This window comes from Streptomyces sp. NPDC030799 (assembly GCF_055572255.1).
The window spans coordinates 15,675-28,984 of the sequence record NZ_JBVIDS010000005.1; the positions used below are offsets into that span (position 1 = coordinate 15,675).

10 protein-coding genes are annotated in these 13,310 nt (G+C 71.7%); 5 read left to right on the forward strand and 5 right to left on the reverse strand.

Features of this window, described 5'->3' with window-relative positions; genetic code table 11:
* Window positions 1-232 precede the first annotated feature (232 nt).
* The gene (locus tag ACZ41I_RS13525; protein WP_468514109.1) at window positions 233-1,207 is read left to right on the forward strand and encodes a TauD/TfdA dioxygenase family protein; all 975 of its coding nucleotides are present in this window, start codon (window positions 233-235) and stop codon (window positions 1,205-1,207) included.
* A gap of 64 nt (window positions 1,208-1,271) precedes the next feature.
* Here the strand turns inward: ACZ41I_RS13525 and ACZ41I_RS13530 are convergent, their stop codons facing one another.
* Together ACZ41I_RS13530 and ACZ41I_RS13535 are read right to left on the reverse strand one after the other, a co-directional pair.
* Window positions 1,272-2,300 carry an LLM class flavin-dependent oxidoreductase gene (locus ACZ41I_RS13530; protein WP_399767306.1) on the reverse strand — a complete coding sequence of 343 codons (1,029 nt, stop codon included), beginning with the start codon at window positions 2,298-2,300 and terminating at the stop codon, window positions 1,272-1,274.
* Window positions 2,301-2,372: 72 nt separating this feature from the next.
* Window positions 2,373-3,875 (reverse strand): metallophosphoesterase family protein, encoded by a 1,503-nt coding sequence (locus ACZ41I_RS13535; RefSeq protein ID WP_468514110.1) that lies wholly within the window; start codon window positions 3,873-3,875, stop codon window positions 2,373-2,375.
* 140 nt (window positions 3,876-4,015) lie between these two features.
* On the opposite strand from ACZ41I_RS13535, the gene ACZ41I_RS13540 reads away from it, so the two are divergent.
* The 3 genes from ACZ41I_RS13540 to ACZ41I_RS13550 all read left to right on the forward strand — a co-directional run bounded on the left by ACZ41I_RS13540 (window position 4,016) and on the right by ACZ41I_RS13550 (window position 8,403).
* Window positions 4,016-4,687, forward strand: coding sequence for a HEAT repeat domain-containing protein (locus ACZ41I_RS13540; RefSeq protein ID WP_468514111.1), 672 nt, complete (start codon window positions 4,016-4,018; stop codon window positions 4,685-4,687).
* A 3-nt stretch (window positions 4,688-4,690) separates the two neighbouring features.
* Window positions 4,691-5,695 carry a MerR family transcriptional regulator gene (locus tag ACZ41I_RS13545; protein ID WP_399767312.1) on the forward strand — a complete coding sequence of 335 codons (1,005 nt, stop codon included), beginning with the start codon at window positions 4,691-4,693 and terminating at the stop codon, window positions 5,693-5,695.
* A 272-nt stretch (window positions 5,696-5,967) separates the two neighbouring features.
* Window positions 5,968-8,403: a M4 family metallopeptidase gene (locus ACZ41I_RS13550; RefSeq protein ID WP_468514112.1), complete on the forward strand. Its 2,436-nt coding sequence runs from the start codon at window positions 5,968-5,970 to the stop codon at window positions 8,401-8,403.
* A gap of 54 nt (window positions 8,404-8,457) precedes the next feature.
* Here the strand turns inward: ACZ41I_RS13550 and ACZ41I_RS13555 are convergent, their stop codons facing one another.
* From ACZ41I_RS13555 to ACZ41I_RS13565, 3 genes are all read right to left on the reverse strand, one after another.
* A complete protein-coding gene (locus ACZ41I_RS13555; protein ID WP_468514113.1) occupies window positions 8,458-9,657 on the reverse strand; it encodes a glycoside hydrolase family 64 protein in 1,200 nt (399 codons plus the stop codon).
* Window positions 9,658-9,842: 185 nt separating this feature from the next.
* Window positions 9,843-10,598: a dienelactone hydrolase family protein gene (locus ACZ41I_RS13560; RefSeq protein ID WP_468324069.1), complete on the reverse strand. Its 756-nt coding sequence runs from the start codon at window positions 10,596-10,598 to the stop codon at window positions 9,843-9,845.
* A 116-nt stretch (window positions 10,599-10,714) separates the two neighbouring features.
* Complete coding sequence (locus ACZ41I_RS13565) at window positions 10,715-11,335, reverse strand: L-threonylcarbamoyladenylate synthase (protein ID WP_363220015.1); 621 nt, start codon at window positions 11,333-11,335, stop codon at window positions 10,715-10,717.
* 338 nt (window positions 11,336-11,673) lie between these two features.
* On the opposite strand from ACZ41I_RS13565, the gene ACZ41I_RS13570 reads away from it, so the two are divergent.
* On the forward strand, window positions 11,674-13,215 hold the full coding sequence (locus tag ACZ41I_RS13570) for a helix-turn-helix domain-containing protein (RefSeq protein WP_468514114.1): 1,542 nt from the start codon (window positions 11,674-11,676) through the stop codon (window positions 13,213-13,215).
* Window positions 13,216-13,310: the final 95 nt, after the last annotated feature.

A 13,310-nucleotide genomic window follows, 5' to 3' on the forward strand; every position in this document is an offset into this window, starting at 1 on the left:
GCCTTCAGGTCCTGGGGCCGCGCGGAGCACCGCCACCGCCCGGTCACGGTCCTTCGGCGGCCCGAAGACGTGCGGCCCGGCCGGCGGCATGGCGCCGTACCCGACCCGGGTCAGGGTCAGGCCGTACCTGCCCCGGTGTCACCCCGTGCCCGACGGCGATCCGCGCGACCGGGTGAGGCCCGGGGTGACACGATCGGGAGTGCAGCCGGTTCGGACGAGCATCGGAGCGCGCATGACGACGCACAGGGCCACCGCGGATCAGACGGATCGGGTCGAGGGGGTGGCGGTGAGGCCGGTCGCCGGGCGCATCGGAGCCGAGATCACCGGCGTCGACCTCGCCGGACCGCTCGACGACTCCGTGGTGGCCCTGATCCGGCAGGCCGTGCTGCGCTGGAAGGTGGTGTTCTTCCGCGGGCAGGAACTGGACCATGCCCGGCATGTCGCCTTCGCCCGCCGCTTCGGCGAACCCGTCGTCCTGGGCCGCCGCGGCAGTGCCTCACCGGAGGACTTCCCCGAGATCGAGACGACCGCCGACCGTCTGGAACTGGGCGGCCGCTTCGGCATGGACCACGAGGAGTGGCTGCGGCGCCGCCGGCACACCCTGCTGCGCGGCTGGCACTGCGATCACGGCGCCCGGATCGACCCGCCGGCCGCGACCGTCCTGCGCGCCGAGACCGTACCGCCCTACGGGGGCGACACCACCTGGGCCAACCTGGCCGCCGCCTACGCCGGCCTCTCGGCGCCGGTGCGGGCCTTCGTGGACGGGCTGCGTGCCGAGCACCGGCTGGGCGTGGGCTACCAGCCCCGTGCCGGCGACGACGCGTACCTGCGCCATCTGCTCGACCACCAGGTCGCCTCGGTGCACCCGCTGGTCCGAGTGCACCCGGAGACGGGGGAGCGGGTGCTGTTCGTCAACGGTTACTACGTGGAACAGATCACCGACGTCTCCCGGCCGGAGAGCGCGGCCCTGCTGGAGATGCTCCTGGAGCAGGCCGTGCGCCCCGAGTACACCGTCCGCTTCCGCTGGGAGCCGGGCAGCGTCGCCTTCTGGGACAACCGGGCCACCATCCACCTCGCCCCGGGCGACAACGCCCACCTCGGTTTCCCCCGGATCATGCACCGGGTGATGCTCGCCGGAGACGTGCCGGTGGGGGTTGACGGCCGGCGGTCCGAGGCCGTCACGGGTACGGCGGTGGGCCGCTGGTAGGCGGTTGGGCGGTGCCGGCGGCAGCGGACGTCTCGTGACCGCGCCCACAGCGGGCACACCCGGGTCAGGCCGCCGGTCGCCACCCCAGCGCCGGGCCCAGCTTCGTCGCCATGTCTGTCAGGATCTGTACGTAGTCCCCGTGCTCGAAGGTGAACGGCAGGGCGAAGGCCACCTCGTCCACCTCGCGGAACGCGGCGTGCGCGCGCAGCCGTTCGGCGATCTCGTCGCAGGTGCCGACCAGGTCCGGGGCGAACAGCAGCCGGGCTGGCCCTTGCGGGGAGGCCGTACGCGGCAGCCGCTTCGCCGCGTACGCCTCGTACTTGGCGCGCTGCTCGGGGCTCGCGGAGTCGGTGGGGATCACGACCAGGCCGTGCGAGACCCGGGCTGCCTCACCGTCGGGGTGACGGGCGCGGAACTCCCGGATGAGGGACAGCTGGATCTCGGCGAAGTCCCAGGGGCCGTCCGGCTGTTCGGCCTTGACCACGCTGCTGGTCAGGAAGTTCATGCCGTGCTCGCCCGCCCAGCGCGCCGAGCCGAGGCTGCCGCCGCCGTACCACATGCGCCGGCCGAGCCCGGGCGACTGCGGCTGCACCACGTCCGCGAACACTTCGAAGCCCTCGACCCCGCTGAAGTCGCTCGCGGGCTTGCCGCGCACCAGGTCCAGCAGCCGCCGCACCCTCTCGTAGGAGAAGTCCTCGGTGTCGGCCGTGTCCGGGTACAGGGCGCCCTTGACCTGCTCGAAGTGCATCGGCGGGCCCACACTGACGCCCGGGTTCAGCCGGCCCCCGGACAGGATGTCCACCGTCGCCAGGTCCTCGGCGAGCCGCAGCGGGTTCTCCCAGCCGAGCGGGGTCACCGCGGTGCCCAGCTCGATCCGGCGGGTGCGCTGGGAAGCGGCGGCGAGGACGGCGACCGGCGAGGAGATGCCGTACTGGAGGTGACGGTGGCGCAGCCACGCGGTGTCGAAGCCGAGCCGCTCGCCCAGCTCGATGATCTCCAGCGTGGACGCGTGGCCCCGGGCCGGGTCCGCCGGGTCGAACAGGCCGATCGTGAGGAAACCCAGCTTGCGCAGCGGGCGGGCGGTGGACGGCACGGGCTCCTCCAGCGGTCGTACGTCGCTTCCGGCTGCAGGTGATTCTCGCAGGCGACTGTGACAACCGTGTGATCACTTCAGCGGAATGACGATCTCGTCCTCGACCGGCGGATCGACTTCCTGGGCCCGGTTGCCGGTCGCGGCGAAGCAGCGCAGCCGGACCGCTTCCGCGGTCACGTCCAGCCGCAGGAAGCACTTGAAGAACGGCGGGCTGTAGGTGGCCGAGCCGGGCGAGAACAACTGGGTGTAGACCTTGCGCACGGGCAGCCGGAACCGGGATGTACGATCCGGACGCCCACCGGTGCCGAGCAGGCTCGCGACGAGACGGGTGCGCCGGGTGATCCGGGTGTCGGGGTCGGCCTTGCGGCCCGGCTCGATGCCGAGGCGTTCGGCGACGACCGCGGTCGCCTCCGCCTCGGTCAGGGTGAAGAAGCGGCGCAGCCGCAGCCGGCGGCCGTACAGGCGGCTGTAGAAGGCCAGCGAGTCGCCGCGCAGCGGATAGCAGCGGAAGTCCCGCTCGGTGACGCCCGCGACCGACACCCGCGGGATGGTGTGCGTGGCGTGCATGAACGCCCCGCCGCCGCCCGCGACCACGTACTGGATGGTGCGGCCGTCCACGGCGACCGGGTAGCGCTGGTAGTTGTGGATGTCGCCGCCGATCGCGGCCACGTAGTGGTGCTCCGGGTCCCGGACGATGTCGTCCACCGTCCCACCACCGCCGATCGCACACGGGTGGTGCTCGCCGTCGACGTACAGCGGCGACCCGGTGATGAGGATCTTCGGCTTCGGCCCCTTCGACACCTCGCGCAGCCAGGCGCCCTGTTCGGCGTCGAGCGTGCCGAGCAGACCGGTGTCGATGCCGACGATCCGTACCGGGCCCGCGTCGATCGCCCAGTACGGCCCGGGCTGCGCGGCCTGTTGGCCCGGGGCCGACCGCAAGGCCCGTGCGGCGGCCAGCCGTTGCTCGTCGGCCGGGCCGGGCCGGTGCCACAGCAGGGCGCGCCACCAGGCGCGGGTGAGCGGGCGCGGCCGGGGCTCGGGGGCGAGCGGCGGGGTGTCGGCACAGAAGACGCGCATGAAGGCGCCCAGGTCCTCGTACCAGTCGTGATTGCCCGGTATCGCGAAGATGGGCGCCGGATAGTCCTGGTAGGGACGGAAGAACTTGCTGTCGTAGTCGTCGGCGCTGCCCACCGGGTAGATCACGTCGCTCGCGATCACCGCGAAGTCGGTGCCCCGACTTGCTTTCAGAAACCCTGGCACGACGGCGTACTGGGAGTCGTCGCCCTCGCCGGTGTCTCCGATGACCATGAACGAGAACGAGTCGGAGACCTCCCGCCGGATCACCTTGTCGGCGGGCGCCCCGGCCGCCTCCCGGCGCGCCACCCAGCGACTGCGGGTGCGGCCGGTCGGATCACCGAACCAGGACGCCAGCACGCCGTTGCGGGCGGCCCACAGAGTCCGCGGATTCAGCCACGACAGTTTCTCGACGTGGTCCGGCATCAGCTGCTGGTAGGCACCGGGCTCGGCCGAGCCCCAGCCGGCGCCCTGTGCGGTATCGCGCGAGGAGTCAGACACGCACCGCACGGTAACAACGCGCCGGTCAGCGCCGGTTGGCGGGGCCCGGCGTCGTGCGCCTCCGGAGAGGACGCCGTCCACGCCTGTTTGACCTTGACACGGTGACAGGGTCTTCACTGCTTGCCGAGGAGGTGGTCTCGATGACGATCACAAGACAGGACCCGGATGCGACAGGGGCGCTGCAGGGGTTGGAGGACGGCCGTTCGTCCGTGCGACTGCGGGCTGCCCTGGCGGTCGGCACGACGCCCGACCCGCGCTTCGTCGACAAGCTCGTCGAACGATGCGCGATCGAGCCCGAGTTCTTCGTCCGCGACATGCTGACCTGGGCGCTCACCCGCCACCCGGTGTCCATGACGCTTCCCGGACTGCTGCGTGAGGTGCGCTCGGAACGTGCGCAGGCGCGGAGCCAGGCGCTGCACACGCTGTCCAAGATCGGGGACCGGCAGGCGTGGCCGGCGATCACACGGGCGTTGTTGTCCGACGCGGACGACGAGGTGGCACGGAGCGCCTGGCGGGCCGCGGTCGTGCTCGTGCCGGAAGGCGAGGAGTCCGCGCTGGCCGCGGTGCTGGCCACGCAGCTCGGGCGCGGTGAGCGGGAGACGCAGCTGAGTCTCAGCCGGGCGCTGGTCGCGCTGGGTGAAGTGGTTCTGCCGACTCTGCATGCTGCGACGACGGCCCCTGACCCGCATGTGCGCGCGCACGCGCTCGCCACACAACGGCTGCTGCGCGAGCCGGACACCGGATTCGAGTTCGCGATCGAGGAGGCGAAGCGCGTCGTGGCCCTCGGCGGGTCCGGCCAGGAGGGACGATAGGGCGTGTTGATCGGTGAGGTGGCGCGACGGTCCGGGGTCAGTGCTCGCATGCTCCGGCATTACGAGTCGCTGGGTCTGGTGCGGCCTACGGGGCGTACGGGCTCCGGTTATCGGGAGTACTCCGAGGACGACATCCGGCGGATCTTCCATGTCGAGAGCCTGCGATCGCTGGGGCTGTCACTGCGTGAGATCGGGCGCGCGCTCGACGATCCCGGCTTCACCCCCTCGGGGCTCGTCGACGGCCTCATCCGCCAGACACGCGACCGCATCGCAGCCGAGACCGAACTGCTCACACGGCTCCGCCGGATCGATGCCGCGGACCCCGCCGGCTGGGAGGACGTCCTCCAGATCGTCGCGCTCCTCCAGGCACTGGGTTCGAAGAGCGCCGACGCGCGCCAGCGCGCGGCCCTTTGCTCGGTCGACGAGGTTCCGGTGCCGGTGGAGGCCCTGGTCGAGGCGGCACTGAGCGAGACGGAGCCGAACGTGGCCGGAGCCCTGCGATGGGCGCTGGCGCGATCGGGCGACGGCGTACCGGCACTGCTGGCGGAGGGCCTCGGCTCCCCGGTGGCCGCGGTGCGTGAACGTGCCGTCCGGTCCCTCGCCGAGCTGCCGGGGGGTGAGGCCACCGCGCGGCTGCAGGAGGCTCTCGCGAACCCCGACGCCGCGGTCCGCGGGTGTGCGGCTGTGGCACTCGGGACACGGGGAATGGCCGATGCGGTCCCCACGCTCATCGAGATGATCGTGGAGGGCAGGAACGACACCGATGCAGCCGATGCCCTGAGCGTGCTGGCGAGCGACACCGCGACAGCGGATCAGATCGCGAGCAGGCTCGTCGACCGCCTCGCTCACAGCACCACTGAAGCGCCTGCACGCGGACGGCTGACCCAGGCGCTGGCGGACATCCCGGGGACAACGGCGTCACATGCCCTCGTGGAGCTGTCGCATGACGAGGACCGTGCCGTCGCACTGACTGCGGTGTACCTTCTTCGGCTACGCGACGAACGGTGACGGATCCCTCCGGGGATGCCGCGTACGCGGCCGCGGGAGTCGGGCGTCGACGACGGCCCCCGCACCGGTGGGGACCGGCATAGGGAAAACCCTTGAATACCCGCCCATGGCTGACATGTGCGGGTCAAGGCTGGAATCCTTCCCCCACACACCGCACATCCCCGGTGTGTGCACGGATCACGGTCCCGCACAGCTCAGCTCACCCGGGCAGCAGACCCGTCTGCCCGTCTGTCACCGGTCGCGACCCGGCGACCGCAGCAGGAGGAGTACGAGTGAGACGTCTTCCCCACAGACCCGTTCGCCACAGACCCCTTTCCCCCAGCGGTCACAAGCGTGCCGCGGTCGGAGCCGCCCTGCTCTCCACCGCGGCTCTCCTCGCCGTCGGCCTCCAGGCCACCCCGGCGGCCGCCAAGCCCGCCGCTCCCCACCCCAGCCCGCTGCGCGCCGGCGGCCTGGAGGCCAGGCTCAGCCCGGCCCAGCACCAGGCGCTGATCGAGAGCGCCCGGCAGAAGACCGCCGCGACCGCCCGCACCCTCGGCCTCGGCGCCAAGGAGAAGCTGGTCGTCAAGGACGTCGTCAAGGACAACGACGGCACCCTGCACACGCGGTACGAGCGCACGTACGCCGGCCTCCCCGTCCTCGGCGGCGACCTCGTCGTGCACACCCCGCCCGCCTCCCTGGCCGCGGGCACCGTGAGCACCACGTACAACAACAAGCACAGGATCAAGGTCGCCTCCACCACCGCGGCCTTCGCCAAGTCGGCCGCCGAGACCAAGGCCCTGAAGGCCGCCAAGGCGCTCGACGCCAAGAAGCCCACCACCGACAGCGCCCGCAAGGTGATCTGGGCGGGCACCGGTACTCCGAAGCTCGCCTGGGAGACCGTCGTCGGCGGCTTCCAGGACGACGGCACGCCCAGCCAGCTGCACGTCATCACCGACGCCACCACCGGCAAGGAGCTGTACCGCTACCAGGCGATCAGGACCGGCACGGGCAACACCCACTACAGCGGGCAGGTCACGCTCACCACGACCCAGTCCGGTTCGACGTACACGCTGAACGACGGGACGCGCGGCGGCCACAAGACGTACAACCTCAACCACGGCACCTCGGGCACCGGCACCCTGTTCTCGCAGTCCAGCGACACCTGGGGCGACGGCACCAACTCCAACGCCGCGACCGCGGGCGCGGACGCCCACTACGGCGCGCAGGAGACCTGGGACTTCTACAAGAACACCTTCGGCCGCAGCGGCATCAAGAACGACGGCGTCGCCGCCTACAGCCGGGTCCACTACAGCAGCGGCTACGTCAACGCCTTCTGGGACGACGGCTGCTTCTGCATGACCTACGGCGACGGGTCCGGCAACAACGACCCGCTGACCTCGCTGGACGTGGCCGGGCACGAAATGAGCCACGGTGTCACCTCCAACACCGCGGGCCTGGAGTACACCGGTGAGTCCGGCGGCCTGAACGAGGCCACCTCGGACATCATGGGCACCGGCGTGGAGTTCTACGCCAACAACTCCACCGACCCCGGTGACTACCTCATCGGCGAGAAGATCAACATCAACGGCGACGGCACCCCGCTGCGCTACATGGACAAGCCCAGCAAGGACGGCGGCTCGGCGGACAGCTGGTATTCGGGCGTCGGCAACCTCGACGTGCACTACTCCTCGGGCCCGGCGAACCACATGTTCTACCTGCTGTCCGAGGGCAGCGGCACCAAGGTCATCAACGGTGTCACCTACAACAGCCCGACCTCCGACGGCGTCGCCGTCACCGGCATCGGCCGGGCCGCCGCGCTGCAGATCTGGTACAAGGCGCTGACGACGTACATGACGTCCAGCACCAACTACGCCGCCGCCCGCACCGCCGCCCTGAACGCGGCGGCCGCCCTGTACGGCACCAACTCCACGCAGTACGCGGGAGTCGGCAACGCCTTCGCGGGTATCAACGTCGGCAGCCACATCACTCCGCCGAGCAGCGGAGTGACGGTCACCAACCCGGGCAGCCAGACCTCGACCGTCGGTACGGCCGTGAGCCTGCAGATCCAGGCGAGCAGCACCAACAGCGGCGCGCTGAGCTACAGCGCCTCCGGTCTGCCCGCGGGTCTGTCGATCAACAGCTCCAACGGCCTGATCACCGGCACGCCGACCACGGCGGGCACGTACAACACCACGGTGACGGTGACCGACTCCACGGGCGCCACCGGTACCGCGACCTTCACCTGGACGGTCAACTCCGGCGGTGGCGGCGGTTGCACCTCGACCCAGTTGCTGAGCAACCCCGGATTCGAGTCCGGAGGCTCCGGCTGGAGTGCGACCAGCGGCGTCATCACCAACGACACCGGTGAGGCCGCCCACAGCGGCTCGTACAAGGCCTGGCTCGACGGCTACGGCTCCTCGCACACCGACACCCTGTCCCAGTCGGTGACGATCCCCGCGGGCTGCAAGGCGACCCTGACCTTCTACCTGCACATCGACACCGCGGAGACCACCACCGGCACGCAGTACGACAAGCTGACGGTGACCGCGGGTTCGAAGACGCTGGCGACCTACTCGAACCTCAACAAGGCCGCCGGCTACAGCCAGAAGTCCTTCGACCTGTCCTCGCTGGCGGGCTCGACGGTCACGCTGAAGTTCAACGGCGTGGAGGACTCCTCGCTGCAGACCAGCTTCGTCGTGGACGACACCGCCCTGACGACCGGCTGAGTCACCCGTCGCGGCCCCGCACCCGGAGGTGGTGCGGGGCTGTGACGTGTCCTGTCAGCCGAGCGGATCCAGCGTCAGATACGCCTGCTGCGGACTGCCGTCGTGGACCAGCGACTCCTGGTTGCCGACGTCGTCGAAGGCGAACGCGTAGGCCTTGCCGTCGGCCATCTGTGCATGCACCGCACGCGCGTACTGGTTCGTCACCGCGTCCTGGTAGAAGCCGGCCGTCGAGGTGTCCGGCTGGTTGGGGTTGACGAGCAGGGTCGAACGGTTGAAACCGGCGCACAGGGTGCGGGAGATGGGGCCCCGGACATTGTCGTTGGGCGCGTCGAGCAGCTTGTGGCAGCCGAAGACGCTGTCCGCGTCGGGCTTGGCGAAGCTGGTGACGACCGCGCCCGAGGCATTGGTGAAGTTCATGACGCCACCCGACACCCGGCCGTAGTACTTGGTGTCCGGCTGGTCGGCGAACGGTGTGACGGTCAGCGTCGACGTCGTGTACTTCTGCCAGACCCGGTTGACGTAGTCGTCCATCACGCTCGCCGGCAGGGCCCCGGTCTCCACGCCGTACAGCGGCGAGAGCGCGCGCAGGACCGTGCCGTCGGAGCGGGTCTGGATCAGCCCGGCCCAGCCGCCCGACCGGCCCCGCAGCGTGTTGAAGAATCCGTTGTAGCCGCCGGACTTGAGGTATCCGGTGCTGCTCACGCTGCCGTCGGAACGCCGCACCCCGACCGCGTACGGCGCCGAGAACATGTCCACCTGGGTGCTGTTCAGCCACAGTCCGGAGTCATTGAGGGTGTACTCGGACCAGTTGAACAGGATGTTCCGGTTGGGGTCGGAGGGGTTCTGCACGGCCGGCTGCACGAGGCCTCCGGTGGTCAGGCGGAAGTCGAGCTTGTGACCGTAGGAGAAGTAGATCCGCCCGGAGAACTTCGGTATCCGGATCGTCTTGGACTGTCCGGGGGCCGGGCCGTCGATCGCCGCGTCCGGAGCGGGCGTCGGGGGGTTGCCGCCCGCCGGCCAGGCGTGGAAGGCGCCGTTCGCATCGGCCCAGCCCTGTTTCCCGGAGGACAGCTGGGTGCCGAGGTCGTAGACGTAGACCGGTTCGGAGCGGCCGGAGTTGTTGGTGATCCGTAGCGGGAGGGTGTCTGCCACGGCCGCACCGGCGCGGTCCGGGGCGCCCAGGGCGAGTACTCCGCCGGTCAGGGCCGCGGTGGCCGCCAGGGCCAGTGCTGGGCGTGTGCGTGCGTGAGGCACTCTCCACCTCCGTGTGGGGTCGGGGTCGTACGGATATTGGTCCGTACCTGTTTGAGAGCGCTCTCAGCGTGGCCGTGGGCCGCGTCCGTGTCAATGAGTTGAACGGGAAACAGAGGGGACCGGTCGAAGGCGCCACCATGCGGTGGACGCCTTCGACCGGCACCGGCCCGGCAGTCGACGTACCGTCAGAAGGTGCGCTGGAGCAGGCCGAGCAGGGCCGCCCAGTGCCGCTCGTCGGCCTCCTTGTCGTACACCGGGGTGTCCGCCTGCGTGTAGCCGTGCTGGGCGCCCGGGTAGACCTCGCAGGTGTGCCGGACCCCGGCCTCGGTCAGGGCCTTCTCGAAGCGCTCGATCTGCTCCGGGGGCAGCGAGTGGTCGTTGTCGGCGTGCCCGAAGTACAGCTCCGCGGTGATGTTCGGGGCGCTCAGATGGGGGCTGTGCGGATCGTCGGTGGCGAGCCGACCGCCGTGGAACCCGGCCGCCGCCGCGACCCGTTCCGGGTGGGCGGCCGCCGTCCACAGGGCCAGCCGTGCGCCCATGCAGTAACCGGTGAGCGCGACCGGTCCGTCGGCGACCAGCGGGCTGTCGGCGAGCCAGCGCAGATAGGCGCCCGCGTCCCGCGCGGCCAGATCCGGTGTCAGCGAGCCCACGACCGGGCCCAGCCGGTCCCAGATGGTCGGATCGGCGCCCGGGTCGATGAACTCGGGCAGTTCGACGACCGGGGTCCGGCCCAGGCGGTAGAACACGTTCGGCACCAGCACGGTGTAGCCGGCGGCGGCCAGCCGGTCGGCCATCGACCTCAGGTGCGGGCGCAGGCCGTAGGCGTCCTGGTAGAACAGCACGCCCGGACGCGGGCGCCCGTCGGCGGGATGGGCGAGGTAGGCGTCGGCGACGCCGTCCTCGGTCTGGATGTCGAGGTCGGTTCCCTGGACATCGGTCATGGTGAGCAGGCCTCCCTGGGGGAACGGGCGCCGGATGGCAGTCACCCCCCGGCGCCGGGACTGCGGACCATGCTGTCATGCAAGATCCGCAACCCCGCACCCGGTGTGCCGCGTGCTCACTCGAACCGGCTGGTGTCTCCCGCGCCCCGCCGCACGATCTCCGCCTCGCCGCCGGAGAAGTCCACGACGGTCGTCGGCTCGGTGCCGCAGTCGCCGGAGTCGACCACCGCGTCCACTGCGTGGTCGAGCCGGTCCTTGATCTCCCAGCCCTGCGTCAGCGGCTCCTCCTCGTCCGGCAGCAGAAGCGTGCTGGACAGCAGCGGCTCGCCCAGTTCGGCCAGCAGCGCCTGGGTCACCACATGATCGGGGATGCGCACACCCACGGTCTTCTTCTTCGGGTGCAGCAGCTTGCGCGGCACCTCGCGGGTGGCCGGGAGGATGAAGGTGTAACTGCCGGGCGTGGACGCCTTCACGGCCCGGAACACGTCGTTGTCCACCCGCACGAACTGGCCGAGCTGCGCGAAGTCCCGGCACATCAGGGTGAAGTGGTGCCGGTCGTCCAGATGACGGATGGAGCGGATCCGGTCCATGCCGTCCCGGCTGCCCAGCCGGCAGCCCAGCGCGTAACAGGAGTCGGTCGGGTATGCGATGAGCGCTTCCGAGCGCACCGCGTCGGCGATCTGCGCGATGCTGCGCGGCTGCGGGTTGTCGGGATGCACGTCGAAGTACTTCGCCACGTGTCGAGCTTATGCCGTCCCCGCACCCCACACGCACCCACACACCCACGTGCCCCACTCGCGAGGCCGGCCCGTGGCGGTGCGGCGCGGTCGGGTCGGCCGCGGGTCGGGACGGACCGAGCCGCCTGCGGCCGGCCGACCCTTGAATCGACGTGCGTACGTCCCGTGTTTCCGGGGCATCGGACCCGTGAGCCGTCCCGGGCCTCCCCCCCGGCCCCGGGACGCGACGTCTCCGCCGGCGGCCCACCCCCCCGGGCCGCCGGCGGAGCCATGTCCGGCGCGTGGGGTAGCGTGCGGCGCGTACACCCAGGTGAACGCGGTGACGAGGAGAGGGGCACGTGGCCGGCCGACCGGACGAAGGCCAGGCGTTCCCGCAGCCGTACGGCGGCGACAACGCCTGGACCCAGGAGTTGCTCGGCCATCTGCGGCCCGCCGGACGCGATCTTCGCCGGCTCGTCGCCTGGCTCGCCCGGACCGTGCGCGCGTCGGTGTGTCTCCAGGACGCCGGCGGTGGCCTGCTCGCCGGGGAGCGCCTGCCGCTCGACGACGCCGTCGTCGCCGACGTCACCTCCGGCCGGGTCTCCGCCGCGGCCCTGCAGGACGGCGAACGGCACCTGCGCCTGCTCGGGATACGGCATCCGGGGCCCGGACCGGCGGCCCGGGCCGTCCTCGCCGTGGCCCGCCCGGCGCCCTTCGACCGGCGCACCGCAGACATCCTCGGTCACACCGCGGGCGTACTGGAACTGCTGCTCAGGGAACGGGAGCTGGCCGAATCCGGGCGGCGGCTGCGGCGGGCCACGGCCGATCTGCGGCTGGCGATCCTGCAGCTGCTCATGGTGGAGGACACCGTCTCCGCCCGCCGGGTCGCCGCCGGGCTGTGGCCGGGCCTGCTGGAGGAGGACACCGCCCGCGTGTACGTCCTCGAAGGCACCGCCGTCGAACGGGACCGGCTCGCCGACGCGTGCGTGGCCGCCACCGACGGCCGGGCGCTGGTCGTGCGCTGTCCCGCGGTGGACGAACACGTCATCGTCGTCGGCCCGTCCGCCGAGGTGGGGCAGCGGCTGCGGTCCCTCGTCGCCGACCGGCCCGGCACCTTCCTCGGCGGCAGCCCCCGCCAGCGCCTCGCGCTGACCGCCACCGCCTACGGGCAGGCCGTCACCGCGCTCGCCGTGGCCCGCTTCCATCCCGACCGGGCCGCCGTCTACGCCGCCCGCACCCGCCCCGCACAGCTCATGGACACCGCCGCGCTACGGGCCTGGGCCGCCGCCGTGCTGCGCCCGCTCGACGCGCTGCCGCACCATGTGCGCGCGGAACTGCTCGCCACCACCCGGCTGGGCCTGGAGTTCACCGCCGTGAACGCGGCCAAGGTGCTGGGCGTCAGCCGCAACACGGTCCGCGCCCGGATGGACCGGGTGGCCGCGCTGCTCGGCGCCGACCTCTCCCGGGCGACCGCCCGTGCCATCGTCCACGCCGCCCTCAACACCGAGGCCGCCCACGGCACGTACGACCCACGCGGCGGCGCCCCCGGTCCGCCGGCCCGGACCCGGCTCGCCGAGCTGCTCGACACGAGCGCGCTGCGTTCCTGGGCCGAGGGGCTCCTCGGCCGCCTCGACACGGACGGCCGCGACCTGCGCGGCACCCTGCGCGCCTGGACCGCCGCCGACGCGCACGCCGAACGCGCCGCCCAGGCACTCGGCGTACACGCCCAGACCGTGCGCGAACGCGTCCGTGCGGCCGAACCCGTGCTGGAGCGCCGGCTGACGGCCGGCGGCACCGACCTGTACGAGGTCGTCCTCGCCCAGCTCGTCACCGGCGAACTGCCCGTACCCGGCCTCGGTGCGCCGGACCAGGACCAACCGGACGCGTCTGTGCACCGGTGAGTGCCGGGCGGGCCGCACCGGGCACCGGTGCACTGTCCCGGGTACGGCAGCGGGACATAGGTTCGGCAGGCCGCGGGGCACGACCGGCACGGGGG